This is a genomic window from Mesorhizobium sp. M0676 (genome assembly GCF_040320535.1).
In the GTDB taxonomy this organism is placed as follows: domain Bacteria; phylum Pseudomonadota; class Alphaproteobacteria; order Rhizobiales; family Rhizobiaceae; genus Mesorhizobium.
Window position 1 is genome coordinate 157,887 of sequence record NZ_JAMYPU010000013.1, and the last position, 18,319, is coordinate 176,205.

21 protein-coding genes are annotated in these 18,319 nt (G+C 62.6%); 14 read left to right on the forward strand and 7 right to left on the reverse strand.

All coding sequences use genetic code 11. The features are described 5' to 3' along the window. Positions 1-63: 63 nt before the first annotated feature. The 3 genes from NKI35_RS16800 (at position 64) to NKI35_RS16810 (ending at position 2,033) form a co-directional block, all read left to right on the forward strand. Positions 64-501, forward strand: coding sequence for a DUF1489 family protein (locus tag NKI35_RS16800; protein ID WP_352740949.1), 438 nt, complete (start codon positions 64-66; stop codon positions 499-501). Between the two features lie 102 nt (positions 502-603). After that, a complete protein-coding gene (locus NKI35_RS16805; protein WP_352740951.1) occupies positions 604-1,335 on the forward strand; it encodes a VWA domain-containing protein in 732 nt (243 codons plus the stop codon). Next, positions 1,335-2,033, forward strand: coding sequence for a DnaJ domain-containing protein (locus NKI35_RS16810; RefSeq protein WP_023700739.1), 699 nt, complete (start codon positions 1,335-1,337; stop codon positions 2,031-2,033). The genes NKI35_RS16805 and NKI35_RS16810 overlap by 1 nt, the downstream gene beginning before the upstream one ends. A 46-nt stretch (positions 2,034-2,079) precedes the next feature. Here the strand turns inward: NKI35_RS16810 and NKI35_RS16815 are convergent, their stop codons facing one another. Next, positions 2,080-3,474 (reverse strand): SPOR domain-containing protein, encoded by a 1,395-nt coding sequence (locus NKI35_RS16815; protein WP_502897146.1) that lies wholly within the window; start codon positions 3,472-3,474, stop codon positions 2,080-2,082. Between the two features lie 68 nt (positions 3,475-3,542). Here NKI35_RS16815 and NKI35_RS16820 point away from each other — a divergent pair, with 68 nt between their 5' ends. From NKI35_RS16820 to clpA, 4 genes are all read left to right on the forward strand, one after another. Then, positions 3,543-3,818, forward strand: coding sequence for a hypothetical protein (locus tag NKI35_RS16820; protein WP_352740955.1), 276 nt, complete (start codon positions 3,543-3,545; stop codon positions 3,816-3,818). After that, positions 3,815-4,144, forward strand: coding sequence for a phasin family protein (locus NKI35_RS16825; protein WP_023671011.1), 330 nt, complete (start codon positions 3,815-3,817; stop codon positions 4,142-4,144). Before NKI35_RS16820 ends, NKI35_RS16825 begins: the two co-directional genes overlap by 4 nt. A 277-nt stretch (positions 4,145-4,421) precedes the next feature. Next, on the forward strand, positions 4,422-4,748 hold the full coding sequence (gene clpS / locus NKI35_RS16830) for an ATP-dependent Clp protease adapter ClpS (protein WP_023671012.1): 327 nt from the start codon (positions 4,422-4,424) through the stop codon (positions 4,746-4,748). Positions 4,749-4,754: 6 nt separating this feature from the next. Beyond that, positions 4,755-7,244 carry an ATP-dependent Clp protease ATP-binding subunit ClpA gene (gene clpA, locus NKI35_RS16835; protein ID WP_352740957.1) on the forward strand — a complete coding sequence of 830 codons (2,490 nt, stop codon included), beginning with the start codon at positions 4,755-4,757 and terminating at the stop codon, positions 7,242-7,244. A gap of 99 nt (positions 7,245-7,343) precedes the next feature. Here clpA and NKI35_RS16840 read toward each other — a convergent pair whose 3' ends face one another. From NKI35_RS16840 to NKI35_RS16860, 5 genes are all read right to left on the reverse strand, one after another. Further along, positions 7,344-8,486, reverse strand: a complete 1,143-nt coding sequence (locus NKI35_RS16840; RefSeq protein ID WP_245265788.1) for a phosphatase PAP2 family protein — start codon at positions 8,484-8,486, stop codon at positions 7,344-7,346. 73 nt (positions 8,487-8,559) lie between these two features. Then, a complete protein-coding gene (locus tag NKI35_RS16845; RefSeq protein WP_023742447.1) occupies positions 8,560-8,988 on the reverse strand; it encodes an HIT family protein in 429 nt (142 codons plus the stop codon). Positions 8,989-9,084: 96 nt separating this feature from the next. Next, positions 9,085-10,299, reverse strand: a complete 1,215-nt coding sequence (locus tag NKI35_RS16850) for a GNAT family N-acetyltransferase (RefSeq protein WP_352740960.1) — start codon at positions 10,297-10,299, stop codon at positions 9,085-9,087. Between the two features lie 55 nt (positions 10,300-10,354). Further along, positions 10,355-11,083: a glycerophosphodiester phosphodiesterase gene (locus NKI35_RS16855; RefSeq protein ID WP_352740962.1), complete on the reverse strand. Its 729-nt coding sequence runs from the start codon at positions 11,081-11,083 to the stop codon at positions 10,355-10,357. Positions 11,084-11,097: 14 nt separating this feature from the next. After that, positions 11,098-11,562: a RidA family protein gene (locus NKI35_RS16860; RefSeq protein ID WP_023700733.1), complete on the reverse strand. Its 465-nt coding sequence runs from the start codon at positions 11,560-11,562 to the stop codon at positions 11,098-11,100. Between the two features lie 138 nt (positions 11,563-11,700). Here NKI35_RS16860 and NKI35_RS16865 point away from each other — a divergent pair, with 138 nt between their 5' ends. The 5 genes from NKI35_RS16865 to tsf all read left to right on the forward strand — a co-directional run bounded on the left by NKI35_RS16865 (position 11,701) and on the right by tsf (position 15,457). Further along, a complete protein-coding gene (locus NKI35_RS16865; protein WP_023700732.1) occupies positions 11,701-12,531 on the forward strand; it encodes a cell envelope integrity EipB family protein in 831 nt (276 codons plus the stop codon). A 44-nt stretch (positions 12,532-12,575) separates the two neighbouring features. Beyond that, a complete protein-coding gene (locus NKI35_RS16870; protein WP_023671020.1) occupies positions 12,576-12,854 on the forward strand; it encodes a DUF4031 domain-containing protein in 279 nt (92 codons plus the stop codon). Further along, the gene (locus NKI35_RS16875; RefSeq protein ID WP_023688582.1) at positions 12,851-13,462 is read left to right on the forward strand and encodes a LysE family translocator; all 612 of its coding nucleotides are present in this window, start codon (positions 12,851-12,853) and stop codon (positions 13,460-13,462) included. The genes NKI35_RS16870 and NKI35_RS16875 overlap by 4 nt, the downstream gene beginning before the upstream one ends. Before the next feature lie 177 nt (positions 13,463-13,639). Continuing rightward, positions 13,640-14,428: a 30S ribosomal protein S2 gene (gene rpsB / locus NKI35_RS16880; protein ID WP_023671022.1), complete on the forward strand. Its 789-nt coding sequence runs from the start codon at positions 13,640-13,642 to the stop codon at positions 14,426-14,428. Positions 14,429-14,536: 108 nt separating this feature from the next. Further along, complete coding sequence (gene tsf / locus NKI35_RS16885) at positions 14,537-15,457, forward strand: translation elongation factor Ts (protein WP_023684688.1); 921 nt, start codon at positions 14,537-14,539, stop codon at positions 15,455-15,457. A gap of 33 nt (positions 15,458-15,490) precedes the next feature. Here the strand turns inward: tsf and NKI35_RS16890 are convergent, their stop codons facing one another. Then, a complete protein-coding gene (locus NKI35_RS16890; RefSeq protein ID WP_023684689.1) occupies positions 15,491-16,417 on the reverse strand; it encodes a LysR family transcriptional regulator in 927 nt (308 codons plus the stop codon). Positions 16,418-16,516: 99 nt separating this feature from the next. Between NKI35_RS16890 and NKI35_RS16895 the strand changes: the two genes are divergently transcribed. Next, a complete protein-coding gene (locus tag NKI35_RS16895) occupies positions 16,517-17,044 on the forward strand; it encodes a nuclear transport factor 2 family protein (protein WP_023671025.1) in 528 nt (175 codons plus the stop codon). Between the two features lie 34 nt (positions 17,045-17,078). Further along, entirely contained in the window at positions 17,079-18,188 is a 1,110-nt protein-coding gene (locus tag NKI35_RS16900; protein WP_352740965.1) for an aldo/keto reductase, read from the forward strand. Positions 18,189-18,319 lie beyond the last annotated feature (131 nt).

Sequence of the window (18,319 nt, forward strand, 5' to 3'; positions counted from 1 at the left end):
GGCACTGTGGAGAAGTCGGGCAGGGCCGTTGACGCAATCGCGCGCCGGACTAAACCTTAAGCGATGGCACTCAACCTCCTAAAACTGTGCGTCGGTTGCGACAGCGTCGAGGACCTCGAAGAATGGATCGCCTTCCGCCTCGATGAGCGCCGCCGCGCCGGCGAACCCGCCGAGCACTGGCACACCACCCGCATGGTGCCGACGCGCGGCGCCGAGATCACCGATGGCGGTTCGCTTTATTGGGTGATCAAGGGCAGCGTGCAATGCCGCCAGCTGATCACTGATATCAGGCCCTTCACGGACGACGAAGGCATCGGCCGTTGCCGCCTGATGCTCGACCTCGACGTCGTGCGCACCGACTGGCAGCCGCGCCGCGCCGTCCAGGGCTGGCGTTATCTCAAACCTTCGGATGCGCCCGCAGATATCGGCAAGGGCAAGGCCGGAATGGTCGAGATGCCGCCGAAACTAAAGCGCGAGCTCGCCGATCTGGGCTTGCTGTAGAGCCAAGGGCGCGGCCGCTTCTCCAGAGCGTCGAGCGCTGGCCCTTCATCTTGTCCAAGGCTGGACTTGCAAGGGGGCCGACAACGCCACATCTTGCTTCTTATGAGCGACAAGAAGCAGCGCGTGCCCGCAAGGGCCAGTCCTGCGCCGGTCAAGCCTCAATCCAATGCCGGCGAGATCGACGCCTTCATCCGTCAGGCCCGGACGCTTGCCGCGTCCGCGACCGGCACGGGCCGGCTGATCCTTGCCCTCGACGCAACGATGAGCCGCCAGCCGACCTGGGATCTCGCCACCAAGCTGCAGGGCGAAATGTTCGACGCCGTCGGCAAGGCCGGCACCCTCAGCGTCCAACTGGCCTATTTTCGCGGGTTGGGCGAGTGCCGCTCGTCGGCTTTTGTCGTCGACACCAATGCCCTGAAGCAGCTGATGACGCGGATCGACTGCCGTGCCGGCCACACCCAGATCGGCAAGGTGCTGGCGCATGCGCTGAAGGAAACGGCGGCGGCCAAGGTCAACGCTCTGGTCTATATCGGCGACGCCATGGAAGAGGATATCGACGAGCTGGCGCAGAGGGCCGGCAGCCTCGGTCTGCACGGCGTTCCCGTCTTCGTCTTCCAGGAAGGCCATGATCCAGGCGCAGAAAAGGCGTTCAAGGAGATTGCGCGGCTGTCCAAAGGCGCTTGGTTCCGATTTGATCGGCGGGCTGCCGCGACCTTGGCCGGGCTGCTTTCGGCGGTCGCCGTCTATGCGACGGGCGGATTGAAGGCGCTCGAGGCAAGGGACAGGCCGGGAGACCGGCTGCTGATCGAGCATCTCAGGGGCGGCGGGAATTGATGGGCGCTATCATTGCACTTGTTGCACTGTTTCTGGTGCTGCTCGGCGCGGCGACGATCTTTGTCCGCGCCGATGCGCAAAAACTGGCAAGCGGCATGCGCACGCTCGGGCCGGTGCTTCTGGCGCTGGTCGGGCTTGCCGTTCTGGTGGTCGGGCGCGAAGGCATTGCCGGCCTCATTCTGGCCGCGGCCCTTGCCTGGTACGGTTCGATGCGAATGAAGCGGCCGTCGGTCGGGCCGGCGCCCGGCAAGCGCTCGACGGTGCGGACCGCCGCACTGGAAATGGAGCTTGATCACGATACGGGCGGGCTTGAAGGCCTGGTTCTGGCCGGCCGCCATGAAGGCAAGATGCTGGGCGCGATGGGCCTGGCCGAGCTGCAGCAGCTTTACCGCGAACTCCCCGGCGACCCGGAGAGCCGCCAGCTCCTAGAGACGTATCTTGACGGCCGTTTTCCCGTCTGGCGCAAAGACGCTGAGGCGAACGGTGGCGAAGGGCTGGGTGTTGCGCCAGGTGCGGGCGCCATGACTAAGGAGGAGGCCTACAAGATCCTTGGTCTTGAAGCGGGGGCCGCCGCGGCGGATGTCCGCAAGGCGCACCGCCGCCTGATGCAGCGCCTGCACCCCGACATCGGCGGCACGTCTTTCCTGGCGGCGCGGATCAACGAAGCCAAGGACGTCTTGCTCTCCAATCACAATTAGTCTCCTTCGACGCAGTAAATTTCCGGGAGATGGTTCCGACGCCGCCCTACTGTTGGACGGCGTAGCAGGCGATTTTCTTTTTCTTCAGGGCATTGCAGGCATTCCAGGCCGCGTCCTTCGAGCGGAAGCCGCCGAACCGGGCGCGGTAATAGGTCTCGCCATCCTTTTCGAAGGCGACGGTGAAACCGGAAGCAGCCCCAAGAACTTTGGGCGCCAGCTTGGCGGTCTTGTCGAGGAAAGCCTGGGCTTCGGAATGCTTGGGCGACGACGCCACCTGCACCGCCCAACCAGCCGGCACCGAGGCCGTGTTGACCGGGTCGACCGCCTGTGGGGATACAGGCGTGGGTTCGGCATAGGCAGCCACAATCTGCGCAGTTTCGACCTTCGGCGCCGTCACGATGACGGTTTTGACCTTCCTGGTCTTGACGACGGGGGCGGGCTCTTCGACCGCGGCCACCGTCTGTTCGTCGGCAGACTGGCCTTCAGCAGACTGCTCGTCAGCGGATGTCGGATCGTCATTGGACGCTACGGCATCGTCTTCAACGATCGGCTTGCCATCCGGCGTCGGCGCGTCATGCTTGGGCAGGAAGACCTTGGCCAGCGCCGTGACCGGATTGTCGCCGCCGGCCTTGGCGACCAGGGCGCCGCCGCCGCGGGTCGATGCGCGCGGCATGTAGGCGTTGATCAGGCCGGCCATCTGGTTGTCGCGGCTGCGCCCCGAAGTGCCGCCCATGACGACGGCGACGAGGCGGCGGTTGCCATCCGAAACCGACGAGACGAGGTTGAAGCCGGAGGCGCGGGTATAGCCGGTCTTGATGCCGTCGACGCCCTTGATGCGGCCGAGCAGACGGTTGTGGCCATTGATGCGCTGGCGGCCGTAAAGGAAGGAGCGCTGCGAGAAATAGCCGTAATACTGCGGATAATGTTCCCTGAGCGCTATGCCGAGCATCGCCATGTCGTGGGCGGTTGTGAACTGGCCGGGATCGGGCAGGCCGTTGGCATTGCGAAACACGGTGCCGTCCATGCCGAGCGCGCGCGCCTTGGCGGTCATCATGCGGGCGAAATTGCTTTCGCTGCCGCCGAGCAGTTCGCCGAGCGCGGTCGCCGAATCATTGGCCGACTTGGTCACCATCGACAGGATGGCGGTCTCGACCGAAACCGCTCCGCCCGCCTTGACGCCGAGCTTGGTCGGCGGTTCGGCCGCCGCTTTGGCCGAGAACGGCACGGGCGTGTTCCTGCTGATCCGGCCCTTCGCCATGGCCTCGAAGGTCAGATAGAGCGTCATCATCTTGGTCAGCGACGCCGGGTAGCGCCGGCCGTTGGCATCGGACGAATAAAGCACCTTGCCGGTCTTGGCGTCGACGACGATCGCCGAAGACCTGGCGGCCATCGAGGACGCGGCATCCGCAACGACAAATGACATCGCCAAAGCGAGGATCATGATCGTTTTGAGGGAAGATGCGGATTTTGAACCGAAGACCGACAACGCCTGACGCACTGATAGTTCCTTTGAAACTCATTGCCCTGGAGGCGGCAAAGGGATCCGACCTCACTTGTCGTCAAACTATCGCGACCAGCGTTACCAATCCGTTTATGGTAACCGGCCCGTTCACCATTTTCCTCGGGCTTGAGCCTTTCTTTATTCGAATTTTAGCTGTTGCCGGCGCAGCGCGGCCTGATGCCGCTGAAATCTTGACTTTTGTGCAGCGCACAATATATTCTCGTGCATTGCACAACCGCGCTCAGGCAAGGGCGCTTCAAAACGCCAAGGGAAACGTCAAATGACCCAGACCTACGAGGACTTCTCGAAATACGGCAAGGAGTTTGCCGATACCGGATTGAAGAGCTTCACCTCGCTCTCCAAGGGCGCGCAGGCGATCGCCACTGAAGCCGGCGAATACACCAAGAAGAGCTTCGAAGCCGGCAGCGCCGCGGTCGAAAAGCTGTTCTCCGCCAAGTCGCTGGAAAAGGCGGTCGAGATCCAGTCCGACTTCGCCAAGCAGAGCTATGAGAGCTTCGTTGCCGAGGCGACCAAGTTCGGCGATCTCTATGCCGATCTCGCCAAGGAGGCTTACAAGCCCTTCGAATCGATTGTCGCCAAGGCGAAGTAATTTCGCTCGAGAATACCAGGCACGGCCTTTCGGGCTTGCAAAACAGACCCGGTCGCGGATGCGCGGCCGGGTTTTTTCATGCCGGTTTCAATTCCGGGGCTTTGGCGGTTCACGATTTTGAAAATCGCCTCGGTTTGCCCACCTAGCCATATTGTCAGCTAACAAGAAGGGCTTAAAATCGTCCATCGAACACCTACATATCGAACTCGCCATGGGGATTCGAAAGAGGCAGGATTACGTGACTTCAGGTTTGACTGCCACGACAAGCGTGGTGCGGATGCAAAGTGACGGCGACGGCAATGAGGCCGGTCGCGGCACAGCCGTCATTACGCGCACGAAGACCAAGACCAAGAAGCCCAGCCTTTACAGGGTCCTCATCCTCAACGACGACTATACGCCCATGGAGTTCGTGGTTCACGTCCTGGAGCGTTTTTTTCAAAAGGACCGCGAAGCCGCCACACGCATCATGCTTCATGTTCACAATCATGGGGTGGGCGAGTGCGGGGTCTATACATTCGAGGTGGCCGAGACCAAAGTGTCTCAGGTCATGGATTTCGCCCGACAGAATCAGCATCCGCTGCAATGCGTGATGGAGAAGAAGTGAGGTAACATGCCGGCTTTCTCCCAAGGCCTGGAAAAGGCGCTTCACCAGGCGCTGACGCTCGCCAATGAGCGGCACCATGAATATGCAACCCTAGAACATCTGCTGCTCGCCCTCATCGACGACACCGAGGCGGCCGCCGTTATGCGCGCCTGCAACGTCGATCTCGACGAGCTGAAGCACACCGTTCTGACCTATATCGACACCGAACTCGACAATCTGGTCACCGGTTACGATGAGGATTCCAAGCCGACCGCCGGCTTCCAGCGCGTCATCCAGCGCGCCGTGATCCATGTGCAGTCATCCGGCCGCGAGGAAGTGTCCGGCGCCAACGTGCTCGTCGCCATCTTTGCCGAGCGCGAGAGCCATGCCGCTTATTTCCTGCAGGAACAGCAGATGACCCGCTACGACGCGGTCAACTACATCTCGCACGGCATCGCCAAGCGCCCCGGCGCATCGGAGACGCGCTCGCCGCGCGGCGCCGATGACGAGCAGGGCGGCCAGAACGGCGCCGAGCCGCAGGAGGAAGGCGGCAAGAAGAAGCAGCAGCAGGATGCGCTGACGGCTTATTGCGTCAACCTCAACAACAAGGCCAAGGCCGGCAAGATCGATCCGCTGATCGGCCGCGAGAGCGAAATCAACCGCACCATCCAGGTGCTGTGCCGCCGCTCCAAGAACAACCCGCTCTATGTCGGCGATCCCGGCGTCGGGAAGACGGCGATTGCCGAAGGCCTGGCCAAGCGCATCGTCGAAGGCGACGTGCCCGAAGTGCTGCAGGACGCCACCATCTTCGCGCTCGACATGGGCACGCTTCTGGCCGGCACCCGCTACCGTGGCGATTTCGAAGAGCGGCTGAAGCAGGTTGTCAAGGAGCTAGAGGATTATCCCGGCGCCGTGCTGTTCATCGACGAGATCCACACGGTGATCGGGGCCGGCGCCACGTCAGGCGGCGCGATGGATGCGTCGAACCTGTTGAAGCCGGCGCTGTCTTCGGGTGCCATCCGCTGCATCGGCTCGACCACTTACAAGGAATTCCGCCAGTTCTTCGAGAAGGACCGCGCTCTGGTGCGGCGCTTCCAGAAGATCGACGTCAACGAGCCGACCATCGAGGACGCCATCGAGATCATGAAGGGCCTCAAGCCCTATTATGAGGAATTCCACAAGGTGAAGTTCACCAACGAGGCGATCAAGGCTTCGGTGGAACTGTCGGCCCGCTACATCAACGACCGCAAGCTGCCGGACAAGGCGATCGACGTGATCGACGAGACCGGCGCCTCGCAGATGCTGGTGCCGGAATCCAAGCGCAAGAAGACGATCGGCATCAAGGAGATCGAAGCCACGATCGCCACGATGGCCCGCATCCCGCCGAAGACGGTTTCGGCCGACGACGAGAAGGTGCTGCAAGGCCTCGACATCGAGCTGAAGCGCGTCGTCTATGGCCAGGACACCGCCATCACCGCGCTGACCTCGGCAATCAAGCTGGCGCGTGCCGGCCTGCGCGAACCGGAAAAGCCGATCGGCTCCTACCTGTTCTCAGGCCCGACCGGCGTCGGCAAGACCGAAGTCGCCAAGCAGTTGGCTGCCTCGCTCGGCGTCGAGCTGATCCGCTTCGACATGTCGGAATATATGGAACGCCACACCGTTTCGCGGTTGATCGGCGCGCCTCCCGGCTATGTCGGCTTCGACCAGGGCGGTCTGCTCACCGACGGCGTCGACCAGCATCCGCACTGCGTGCTCTTGCTGGATGAGGTCGAGAAGGCGCATCCGGACCTGTTCAACATCCTGTTGCAGGTCATGGACCACGGCAAGCTGACCGACCACAACGGTAAGCAGATCGACTTCCGCAACGTCATCCTGATCATGACCACCAATGCGGGCGCATCCGATGCGCAGCGCGCGGCGATCGGTTTCGGATCGACCAAGCGCGAAGGCGACGATGTCGAGGCCATCAACCGGTTGTTCACGCCGGAGTTCCGCAACCGTCTCGATGCGATCATCCCGTTCGGCTCGCTGCCAGTGCCGGTCATCCATCAGGTGGTGCAGAAGTTCGTCATGCAGCTCGAGGCCCAGCTCTCCGAGCGGGGCGTCACCTTCGACCTGTCGTCCGACGCGATCGCCTGGCTGGCCGACAAGGGCTATGATGAGCGCATGGGTGCGCGGCCGCTCGGCCGGGTCATCCAGGAGCACATCAAGAAGCCGTTGGCCGACGAGGTGCTGTTCGGCAAGCTCAAGAAGGGCGGCACGGTGCGCGTCACCGTCGAGAAGAAGGAAACCGGCGAAACCGGCCTGAAGCTCGAATCACTGGCCGACGAAGCCCCGGTGCAGCCGAAGCAGGAGCCGGAAGAGACGCCGAAAGCCCGCAAGGCGGTGGCCAAGAAGCCCGTCGCCAAGAAGGCGGTGGCGCAGAAGCCTCAGCCCAAGGGAAAGGACGAGCCTGAGCCCAAGGGCAAGGATGGCGGCAAGCGCAGCCTGGTGCCGCAACTGCCGCGCAAGAGCTGAAAGGTTCGCCTATGAAGGGCCCGGTGACGGGCCCTTTTTTCATTGGCTGGCCGGTTTGCCGACACAGCGCCCCTGCTTTTCAGGGCAGATGTTGTTAGGTCAGGCGGCGACGCCCTCGGGTGCAAACTTGCCCAGGAAGTACCCGCACGCCTTCCAGATGGCGATCGAAATCAGAACGCTCGCATAGCCATCCACGGCATAATGCCAGCCAAGGACGACCGAGCCGACCATGATGATTGCGGCGAATGCCCACATCAAAAGGCCGGCCAACCGTGAGCGGCGTGTTGCATAAAGCGCGAAAAGCACCGCCATCGCTACATGCATGGACGGGAAGGCGGATATGCCGAGACTGCCTGGCGTCGCCCCGATATAGCCGCTCCACACAATGTCCTGCGTGCTGAGCGCCCAGATCGGATAGATGCGATCGGCGGCGGCGAGTGCTTGCATCAGGGAATGATAGTCGCTGCCCAGCCCCAGTCGCTCGTAAAAGCACGGCCCTGCCGAAGACAGGCCCATCGCCAGGAAAAAACCCGCCAGTATCCACACGAGCATGAAGCTCATCAGGAACTGGTGACGCAGCTTCGTGTCCCTGCGCGTGATGCAAGCGATGAAGACCGAGGCGATAAGGACGACGAACCAGGAATTGTAAGCCAGGTTGAACGATCTTACGGCGAGCGGCGACTGGACGATAAACCACAGCCATTCATGGGGCGCTCGGCCGAAATGCAGCACCCGGTCGGCCTGAGCCAATGCGTGATCCCATGCGAATGGCGAAAGGATCGCGACCGCGCCTTTCAACACACCGAAAGCGGATATGAGCGCAATGCACGCGGCCAGACCATTCAGGCTGTTGGCGTTGCGCTCGGCGTCGCCGAAGACGCCGCCGATCGATCGCAGAAAAGTGCCGAGCGGCTCAGGATCCCGCTTGATGAGTGCAAGGTGAAAAAAGCTGCCGAGTGCGAAGGCGCAGCCACCGATCCAGAAAGCGAAAAGAAGGTATTGGGAATAGTCTTCCAGCACGCCGAAATCCGGCATGTTTCCGGTGCGCAGGCCGACCGCGGCTGCCAAAAGCAGGGCAGCGATGGCCATCGCGTGCAGCAGGCGGTGTCGCCGGTACGCGTCCGCCAAGGTGCGCAGAAAGGCCCGCCCGGCAGCTGCTTTTACCAACGGCTCTGATGTCGCAACCGAATGTTCCACGATTTTGAAAACCCAAACGCATCCCGGTACGGAGCACGTTATCACGGCGTGGTTTGATATTTTCCTAACCGACGTGGTGGATTGTGGCTGAGCGCATCGCCCTGAGGCGCGCGCCACCTCAACCGTTCAGCGCTGCTCGGATCTTCGCCGCGTTCTCCGTCAGCACTTCGGGCTTCTCCATCTGCCCCGTATGCGGCTTGAGCGCGATGCCTTCGAACCGCGGGATGACATGGACATGTAGGTGGTAGACGGTCTGGCCGGACGCCGGTTCGTTGAACTGCAGGATGGTGACCCCGTCAGCGCCGAAAGCCTTTTTGACCGCCAGCGCGACCGTTTGGACCCTGGTGAACAGCCGGCCGAGCGTCGCGGGATCGGCATCGAGCAGATTGCGCGACGGTGCTTTGGGCACCACCAGCGTGTGACCGGGGCCTTGCGGCATCACATCCATGAAGGCGACCACGGCATCATCCTCGTAGATGCGGTGCGAGGGGATTTCGCCGCGCAGGATCTTTGCGAAGATATTGCTGGGGTCGTAGGCCTCGGTCATGGCGGCGCTCCGGGAGTATGCTCCCGGTGTAGCGAAGCTGTCCCGGACCGGCAAGATGGTCAGGTAAGATGGTCAGGCGAGGGCAGGCGCGGATCGCTATTCCTCAAGATACTTGCGGAACGGCGTATGCTCTTCCAGAATTTCGCCCATCCGCTCGACCTCGCGCCGCTCACGCCGGAGATAATCGGCCACAGCATTGCGCAGGCCGGGATGTGCGATGTAGTGCGCCGAATGCATGGTCACGGGACGATAGCCGCGCGCCAGTTTGTGCTCACCCTGCGCGCCGGCCTCGATCACCTTCAGCTTGCGCTCGATGGCGAAGTCGATGGCCTGATGGTAGCAGACTTCGAAATGCAGGAACGGGTGGTCCTCGATGCAGCCCCAATTGCGGCCGTAGAGCGCATCGGAGCCGATGAAGTTGATGGCGCCGGCGACATAGCGGCCATTGCGCTTGGCCATGACCAACAGGATGTCCTGGGACATGCGCTCCCCGATCAGCGAGAAGAACTTGCGGTTGAGATAGGGCCGGCCCCATTTGCGGCTGCCGGTATCCATGTAGAAGGCGAAGAAATCGTCCCAGGCCTTTTCGGTCAGGTCCTTGCCGGTGAGCCGGTCGATCGAGATATCGTTGGCGAGCGCCTCGCGGCGCTCCTTCTTCATCGCCTTGCGCTTGCGCGATGCCAGCGTGGCGAGAAAGTCGTCATAGGTCGAAAAGCCTTCGTTGAAGAAATGGAACTGCTGGTCGGTGCGGTGCAGGAAGCCGGCTGCTTCCAGCGTTGCAACGTCGCTTTCATTGGCGAAGGTGACATGCGCGGAGGACACGCCGAGCTTTTCCGTCACCGCCTTCAGGCCCGCTGCGAGACCGGCCTTCACAATGGCGCTGTCCTCGCCCTTGCTGACCAGCAGGCGAGGGCCGGTGACCGGAGAGAACGGCACGGCGCATTGCAGTTTCGGATAGTAGTTGCCGCCGGCGCGTTCGAACGCATCGGACCAGCCGTGGTCGAAGACATATTCGCCCTGGCTGTGCGATTTGAGATAGCAGGGCACGGCGCCCAGCAATCTGCCTTGGGCATTTTCCAGTCTGAGATGATGACCTTGCCAGCCGGTACGCCGCACGGCGCAGCCGGAATCTTCAAGCGCGCTCAGAAAAGCATATGAAACGAGAGGGTTATAGCCATTTTCTGTGTCGCTGCGGGTTGTGCCGGTAAAGCCGTTCCACTCGTCGCAGGTGAAGGCATTGATGCCGGCGGCGACGCGGATGGAAAACTCCGCATTCGCCGTTTGCCCGTCGCCTTCATCACCCTGATCCATGGGGCTTATTTAAGCTCTGTCGGGGCCGCTACAAGTCACGTTTCAGGCACTTCCATCAGGCGACATTGACCAGATCGGGTTCGAACCCTTCGAACGTCATCTGGTCGGCGTATTTGAAAGTGAGATCCACCGCCGGCTGGTCATGCACCGTCCAGGTGATGACAGGCATTTTAAGCCTTTCGCGCACGAAGCTGACGAACGGGTTCGGCAGATCGCCCGCGGCATAGGAGGTGAAGGCGAGGTCATGTGCCAGCATGGCAAAATGCGCCTCGATCAACTGGTTGTCCTGGCCATAGGCCGTGAGCCCGCCCGGAATTCCAGGCGCATCCCTGGGGAAGTCGCGGACCAGCCAGTGGTCGAACGACATGATCGCCGCCTTGCCCTTGTAGCGCTCCAGCATCTTGCCGACGCTTGCCACCAGGCCCTCGTCGTAACCGGGCACGCCCTTCAGTTCGACCACCAAAGGCACGCGGCCGTCGACCAGGTCGAGCACCTCCTGAAGTGAAGGCACATGGTCCTTGGTGCCGCCGATCCTGAGCGCCGCCAGTTCCGCTGCCGTGCGCTGCCAGACAAAGCCGTCCTGGCCGGTCAACCGCCTGAGATCGCCGTCATGAATGATGACGGGGACGCGGTCGGACGACAAATGCACGTCGCATTCGATCGCATAGCCGCGCTCGGCGGCAGCAGCGAAGGCCGACAGCGTGTTTTCCCAGCGCGTCTTGTTCATGTCGTGAAAGCCGCGATGCGCCACCGGGCGGGCGGTCAGCCAGGAAAGGTCGGTCATTGTCTTGGTCCTGCTCATGCGACCTCGAAGACGGCTTCGATTTCCACTGCGGCATTAAGCGGCAGACAGGCGGTGCCGACGGCGGAGCGGGCATGCTTGCCGCGCTCGCCAAGGGCCGCGACCAGGAAATCGGAGGCGCCATTGGCGACCAGATGCTGCTCGACGAAATCCGGCACTGATGCAACAAACACGGTAATCTTGACCAAACGCTGGATTTTTTCGAGATCGCCAAGTGCTGCTTTTGCTTGGGCCAAGACATTGATTGCGCAGTACTTTGCGCCTTCCTTGCCGGTTTCGGTATCGACGTCGCGGCCGAGCAGGCCGCTTGCCTGCAGCTTGCCGTCCTTGAGCGGCAACTGCCCGGCCGTGAACAAAAGATTGCCGGACCTGCAATAGGGCACATAGTTCGCGGCGGGCGCTGCGGCGGCAGGTATCGTCACGCCGAGATCGCTTAGCCGCTTTTCGATTGTTTCACTCATCGTATTTCCCTATTGCTTGGAGACGCCGCGCTGGCCGGGCCGAAATTGCTATTTTTGCCTCGCTTCCGCCACGACTTTTTTTAAGCTGGACCATCTTTACCTGCGGCCTGCCATCAGCTGCGACGATCGGAGCCCCTTATGCGCGCAACGCGCCTTGCCTTCCACGCCGTTCTCGTTCCGGTGCTGTCCTCGATGGCTCCAGCCTTTGCCGTGCCGGCGCTGCAGGCGCATCGCGCCGTCTACGATCTTACCCTCGACAAGGCGTCGGACCGCTCGGGCATCACCGGCATTTCCGGCCGCATGGTCTATGAGTTCAACGGCTCGCCTTGCGAGGGCTATACGGTAAAATTCCGTTTCGTCACCCAGATCGCCACCGGCGACAACACCAGGCTGACCGACCAGCAGACGACCACGTTCGAGGACGCCGAAGGCAAGACCTTCTCGTTCGTGACCAAATCCTTCGTCGACCAGAACCTCGACAAGGAGGTCAAGGGCACCGCCACGAAAGAGACCAAGGGCCTCAAGGTCGATATCGACAAGCCCGAGAAGAACAGCCTGGAACTCGCCGCCACTCAGTTCCCGACCCAGCATCTGGTCGAACTGATCGGCAAGGCCGAGAAGGGCGAGAATTTCTACGAAACCAGCCTGTTCGACGGTTCGGAGGATGCCAACAAGGTGATGACCACCACCGTCATCGTCGGCAAGAAAGCCGAGGGCGACAAGGCCGACCCCGAAGCGCCGGCGCTGGCCAAGCTTGCCGGCGACAAATACTGGCCGGTCGACATCGCCTATTTCGACGAGACCGACAAATCGGGCGAAGAGGTGCCGGAATACCGCATCAGCTTCAAGCTGCACGAGAACGGCATCACCCGCGACCTCACAATGGACTATGGCGAGTTCTCGATGACCGGAAAGCTGGTCAACCTGTCGCTGTTCGATCAGACCAAGCCTTGCCCGGTCTCGAAATAGCAACAATGCGGCGCTGGCCACGGCAGGCTTGATGGCAGTTCCCGATGGCGGTCTATGTCGATGCGGCGATCTGGAAATGGGCCGGCCATCGCTGGTGCCACCTGATGGCCGACGATACGGACGAACTGCATCGTTTCGCCGCCGAGCTTGGCGTCAAGCGTTCGTCCTACCAGGGGCCGCCCAGGACGTCGGCGCCGCACTATGACATAACCGGCTTCGAGCGCGACCGGGCGGTGCGGCTCGGCGCCATCGAATGCAGCCGCGAGGAGATCGTTGCGATCTTCAGGCGCGTACGGGTACCCAACGGAAAGGGCCGATCGTGACGCTAACGGCATTCCTGGCTTATTGCCTTGCCATCACACTTGCCGCCGCCACGCCGGGACCGGCGATGTTCACGGTGATCACCAACGGCGTGGCACGCGGCTTCCTGCGTGCGTTCGTCGCTGGAATGGGCATTGCCGCCGGCGATGCCGTGCTGGTCACCCTGGCACTGCTCGGGCTGGTGGCGCTGGCCCAGACCTTCGAATGGGTGTTTCTCCTGTTGAAATACGCCGGTGCGGCCTACCTGATTTTCCTCGGCATCAAGATGTGGCGGGCCGCGGCCGCGCAATCGGCCGCGCAAGGAATCCCCCAAACCGGATTGTCGCGTTCGTTCCTGCTTGGCGCCTCCGTGGCGCTCGGCAACCCGAAGGCGATCCTGTTCCACGCCTCGATCATGCCGCTGATCCTCAACCTCGACACCATGACGTTTGCCGACGGCCTGCTGGTGGTGGCAGTCGTCGTCGGCGCCAATATTCTCACCATGGGCATCTACGCCGCGCTGGCGGGCAGGGCATCCGGCTGGTTCAGGACGCCCGAACGCATGCGGCTGATTAACCGGTTCGCCGGCAGCGCCATGATCGGCACCGGAGCGCTGATTGCCGCACGCTGAGCGATGAAGCACCTCACCGCTTGCGTTTGCAGCGCTTCCCCTCTATATGCGCGCTCATTCCACACACGGACTTTGGTGTCTGCCCGGGAGAAATCCGGCTGAAACCTCCGGTGGCGTTCGAGGACAAAGTCCAAAAATGCCTGTGTCCGTGGAGGCTAACCGGAAAAGGAACTAAGAATGGCACTGCCTGATTTCAGCATGCGCCAGCTTTTGGAAGCTGGCATTCACTTCGGCCACCAGACCCACCGCTGGAACCCGAAGATGGCGCCTTACATCTACGGCGCCCGCAACAACATCCACATCATCGACCTGTCGCAGACGGTGCCTTTGCTGCACCAGGCTCTGAAGCAGGTTTCCGACACCGTTGCCAAGGGCGGTCGCGTGCTGTTCGTCGGTACCAAGCGCCAGGCTTCGGATATCGTCGCTGACGCGGCGCAGCGTTCGGCCCAGTATTATGTCAATTCGCGTTGGCTCGGCGGCATGCTGACCAACTGGAAGACGATCTCGAATTCGATCCAGCGCCTGCGCAAGCTCGACGAGATGCTGGCCGGTGAGGCCCAGGGCCTGACCAAGAAGGAACGCCTGAACCTCGACCGCGAGCGCGAGAAGCTCGACAAGGCGCTCGGCGGTATCAAGGACATGGGCTCGACCCCCGACCTGATGTTCGTCATCGACACCAACAAGGAAGCGATCGCCATTCTCGAGGCCAAGCGCCTCGGCATTCCGGTCGTTGCCATCATCGATTCGAACTGCGATCCGGACAAGATCGACTTCCCGATCCCCGGTAATGACGACGCGGCGCGCGCCATCCAGCTCTATTGCGACCTGATCGCTAAGGCTGCCATCGACGGCATCGCCCGCCAGCAGGGCGCGCTCGGCGTCGACATCGGCGCCTCGGTCGAAGCTCCGGTCGAACCGGCGCTTGATCCGGCTCCGGCCCCGGCTGCGGACGCTCCAGAAGCTTGACAATCGAAGGCCGGTTGCGGCCTTCATCATTCTCATATTTGGCACGCTAGACGGACGCATCACCGAGTACCGGTGGTGCGTCGGTGCATTTAAAACAAAGAGGCGACAATGAGCATTTCGGCTGCACAGGTCAAAGAACTCCGCGACTTGACCGGCGCGGGCATGATGGACTGCAAGGCGGCGTTGACGGAGACCAACGGCAACATCGAAGAGGCCGTCGACTGGCTGCGCAAGAAGGGCATTTCCAAGGCCGACAAGAAGGCTGGCCGTACTGCCGCCGAAGGTCTGATCGGCGTCGACTCCGGCGTCCGCGAGGCCGCCATCGTCGAGGTTAACTCCGAGACCGATTTCGTGGCCCGCAACGAGCAGTTCCAGGAGATCGTTCGCAATGTCGCCAAGGTCGCGCTTGCTTATGGCACGACGGAGGCTGTCTCTGCCGCAAAGTATCCGGGTTCGGACAAGTCGGTCACTGACACCATCAAGGACGCCGTTGGCACCATTGGCGAGAACATGAGCTTCCGCCGTTCGGCCAAGCTCACCGTCCCGCACGGTGCTGTCGCAACCTACGTCCACAATGCGGTTGCCGATGGTCTTGGCAAGCTCGGCGTTCTGGTCGCGATCGAGACCACGGGCAATGAGCATGCCGCCAACGCCTTTGGCCGCCAGGTCGCCATGCATGTCGCCGCCACCAACCCGCTGGCGTTGACCGCCGAGCAGATCGATCCGGCAGCGGTCGAGCGCGAGAAGGCGATCTTCGCCGACCAGGCGCGCCAGTCCGGCAAGCCGGAAGCGATCATCGAAAAGATGGTCGAAGGCCGCCTGCGCAAGTTCTACGAGGAAGTCGTGCTCCTCAAGCAGGCCTTCGTGCTCAATCCCGACATCACTGTCGAGCAGGCGCTGAAGGATGCCGAGAAGGACATCGGCGCTCCGGCCAAGATCTCCGCCTATCTGCGCTTTGCGCTGGGCGAAGGCATCGAAAAGGAAGAGACCGATTTCGCGGCGGAAGTCGCGGCGGCGGTGAAGAAGTAGTTTTAAAAATAGCCCCGAAAAGGGCTTCTCAGCTCAGGCAACTCGGCCGGGTGTCCGCAAGGATGCTCGGCCGATTTCTTGTGCGGTGTCGATGAAGGCCCTGAGCTTTGGCGCCGTCGACGCCCTGCGCGGGAAGTAAAGGAAGAGGCCGGGCTCCTCGATCGCCGTTTGCGGCAGGATCTGAACGAGGCGGCCGGCGGCCAATTCCGCGCGCACCAGCGGCTCGAACACATAGGTCAGCCCGACGCCGGCAAGCGCAAGGTCGATCGCGGCCAGCGAATCGGTGACGATGACCGTACCCTTCGTCTCGGCCACGACATCCTTGCCGTCCTCAGTCAGGTCCCACCGATAGAGTGCGCCGGAGCGCACAAGCCGGTAGCCGATGCAATTGTGGTCCGAAAGATCCGCCACACCGCGCGGACGGCCATGCCGGCCGACATAGGCGGGGGAGGCGACGATCACGGCGTTGAATGGCGGCGTCAGCCGGACCGTGACCATGTCCTGTGCGATCATCTCGCCCAGCCGGATGCCGGCATCAAAACCCTCGCCGACAATGTCCACCAGCCCCTGGTCGGTGAGCAATTCGATGGTCACATCAGGATAGCGTTCAGCCATCGCGGCGGCCACGGGAGTGACGGCAAGTGGAACGGCGATGTTGGGAACGTTCAACCTGAGCAAGCCGGAGGGCCGGCCCTTGATGGCTCGGATGCGGTCCATCCGGTCGGCGATATCCTGGAGGGCAGGGGCTGCCGTGTCCACCAGCGCCTTGCCGGCCTCCGTCAGCGAGACGCTGCGCGTGGTGCGCGCAAACAGCGGCTGGCCGATCCGCTCCTCCACGAGGCGCACCGCATGGCTGACGGCGGATGGGGACATGCCCAGTTCGGCCGCAGCTAGCGCAAAGCCGCCGCGTCGGGCAACGGCGACGATGACAGGCAAATGACTGAGCAGATCCCGATCCATTCATGCATGATATCGCATAGTCCTTGCGAACGCTTCAATCTTCTCGATGCCGACAGGCTGACCCATATTGCCATCACCGATGCACAAAGGAGAAGTGAGATGGATGCCTTGAAACACGCTACCTTCGCCGCAGGCCTTGCCCTAGCGCCGGTCGACGCCGGCGGCGCCGAGCCGTCCGGTTGGCGCGCGCTCGCCGACGAACGCGCCGTCATCCGCATCGCCGATGCCATCGACCGTGCCGTCGATGCGCAGGACTGGAAGCTTGCCCGCTCCTATTTCGCCGACCGTGTCACCGTCGACTTCAGCAGCCTGTCAGGACAGCCTGCCGCCACCATCCCCTCCGACAATCTGATCGGTACCTGGGCCGGCAACCTCAGGGGCAGCAAGACCAGCCTGCATCTGCGCACCAATCACCAGGTGATCTTTGAGGCGGACGCGGCGACCGTCTCTTCGAACGGCTATGCCTGGAACCGGATGGAAGGCAATGGCGACCCGCTGTGGGAAGTCTGGGGCACCTACGAGCACCATCTGGTTCGCTCCGGGACCGGCTGGAAAGTCGACGGCTTCGTTTTCCGCGCCACGCATGAGCGCGGCAATCCCTGGGTCAAGATGACGCCTGGCCAGTGAGCCGGCGTCAAGAAATCAGGATAGGAAAAACACCATGACCATGAGCTATTACACACTGGGCAACAGCGGCCTGCGCGTCAGCCGGCTGGCACTGGGCACCATGACCTTTGGCACCGAATGGGGCTGGGGCGCGGACAGGGAAACCGCGCGCGCCATGGCCGACGCCTATGTCGAGGCCGGCGGCAATTTCTTCGACACCGCCGACCTCTACACCGGCGGCACAGCCGAAACCTGGCTCGGCGAATTCATCGCCGAGCGAGGCTTGCGCGACAGAGCGGTGATCGCCACGAAATTCACCTTCAACGCGGAGCCCGGCAATCCGAACGCCGGTGGCAACGGCCGCAAGAACATCTTGCGCGCCGTGGACGCCTCGCTGAAGCGGTTGGGCACTGACTATATCGACCTCTACCTCCTCCATGTCTGGGACGGGCTGACGCCGGCCGAGGAGGTCATGCGCACGATGGATGATCTCGTGCGTGCGGGCAAAATTCGCCATGTCGGCCTGTCCGATGTGCCGGCCTGGTATGCTGCCCGCGCGCAGACGATCGCCGAGTGGCGCGGCTACGAGCCGGTGTCGGCCCTGCAGCTTGAATATTCGCTGGTGGAGCGTTCGATCGAAAATGAGTTCGTGCCCTTCGGCACCCGCCATGGCGCAGGAATCATGGTGTGGAGCCCGCTGGCAAGCGGGCTGCTCAGCGGCAAGTACCGGCCGACGCAGGAAGGCCATGCCGGCCGGCTCGACGGCTTTCGCAACACCACTCATCCGGGGTTCCAGAAGTTCACCGAGCGCAACTGGGCGATCGTGGCGGAGCTCGAAAAAGTTGCCGCCGAACTCGGACGCAGCATGGCGCAGGTCGCGCTCAACTGGGTGGCAACGCAACCGGGCATCGCCACCGTGATTCTTGGCGCCACCAAGCTGGCGCAGTTGCAGGACAATCTGGCGGCGTTGGATTTCACTTTACCCGCCGAGCTTCGCGCGCGGCTGAATACGGTCAGCAAGACACCGCCGCCATTCCCGTACGCCTATTTCGGTTCCGACATACAAGCCCGGGTTACCGGCGGCGCCGTGACCGGCGACAAGCCGTTGGGTTATGCGCCGCCGCTGCTGGTCGAGGGCGACGCCGTCAGCATCACCAGCAACTGACGGGCCGCGACGGGAAGGCGGAATTGGGCGAGGGGCGCCCCCGGGCAAAGCCGCGCCCCGCGGGTTTGTGGAAAACGCCAACCCCCCCCCGGGCCGCCCCCCCCCCGGGGGGCCGCCCCCGCGGCCCCCCC

Excerpts from the sequence above, each read along its gene's own strand:
- NKI35_RS16825 (WP_023671011.1), top strand. The coding sequence starts at position 3,815 with ATGACCCAGACCTACGAGGACTTCTCGAAATACGGCAAGGAGTTTGCC.
- NKI35_RS16895 (WP_023671025.1), top strand. The coding sequence starts at position 16,517 with ATGGATGCCTTGAAACACGCTACCTTCGCCGCAGGCCTTGCCCTAGCG.
- NKI35_RS16800 (WP_352740949.1), top strand. The coding sequence starts at position 64 with ATGGCACTCAACCTCCTAAAACTGTGCGTCGGTTGCGACAGCGTCGAG.
- rpsB (WP_023671022.1), top strand. The coding sequence starts at position 13,640 with ATGGCACTGCCTGATTTCAGCATGCGCCAGCTTTTGGAAGCTGGCATT.
- NKI35_RS16855 (WP_352740962.1), bottom strand. The coding sequence starts at position 11,083 with ATGACCGACCTTTCCTGGCTGACCGCCCGCCCGGTGGCGCATCGCGGC.
- clpS (WP_023671012.1), top strand. The coding sequence starts at position 4,422 with ATGCAAAGTGACGGCGACGGCAATGAGGCCGGTCGCGGCACAGCCGTC.
- NKI35_RS16870 (WP_023671020.1), top strand. The coding sequence starts at position 12,576 with ATGGCGGTCTATGTCGATGCGGCGATCTGGAAATGGGCCGGCCATCGC.
- NKI35_RS16865 (WP_023700732.1), top strand. The coding sequence starts at position 11,701 with ATGCGCGCAACGCGCCTTGCCTTCCACGCCGTTCTCGTTCCGGTGCTG.
- NKI35_RS16810 (WP_023700739.1), top strand. The coding sequence starts at position 1,335 with ATGGGCGCTATCATTGCACTTGTTGCACTGTTTCTGGTGCTGCTCGGC.
- NKI35_RS16805 (WP_352740951.1), top strand. The coding sequence starts at position 604 with ATGAGCGACAAGAAGCAGCGCGTGCCCGCAAGGGCCAGTCCTGCGCCG.
- NKI35_RS16900 (WP_352740965.1), top strand. The coding sequence starts at position 17,079 with ATGACCATGAGCTATTACACACTGGGCAACAGCGGCCTGCGCGTCAGC.
- NKI35_RS16845 (WP_023742447.1), bottom strand. The coding sequence starts at position 8,988 with ATGACCGAGGCCTACGACCCCAGCAATATCTTCGCAAAGATCCTGCGC.
- NKI35_RS16890 (WP_023684689.1), bottom strand. The coding sequence starts at position 16,417 with ATGGATCGGGATCTGCTCAGTCATTTGCCTGTCATCGTCGCCGTTGCC.
- clpA (WP_352740957.1), top strand. The coding sequence starts at position 4,755 with ATGCCGGCTTTCTCCCAAGGCCTGGAAAAGGCGCTTCACCAGGCGCTG.
- NKI35_RS16860 (WP_023700733.1), bottom strand. The coding sequence starts at position 11,562 with ATGAGTGAAACAATCGAAAAGCGGCTAAGCGATCTCGGCGTGACGATA.
- tsf (WP_023684688.1), top strand. The coding sequence starts at position 14,537 with ATGAGCATTTCGGCTGCACAGGTCAAAGAACTCCGCGACTTGACCGGC.
- NKI35_RS16850 (WP_352740960.1), bottom strand. The coding sequence starts at position 10,299 with ATGGATCAGGGTGATGAAGGCGACGGGCAAACGGCGAATGCGGAGTTT.
- NKI35_RS16815 (WP_502897146.1), bottom strand. The coding sequence starts at position 3,474 with ATGATCCTCGCTTTGGCGATGTCATTTGTCGTTGCGGATGCCGCGTCC.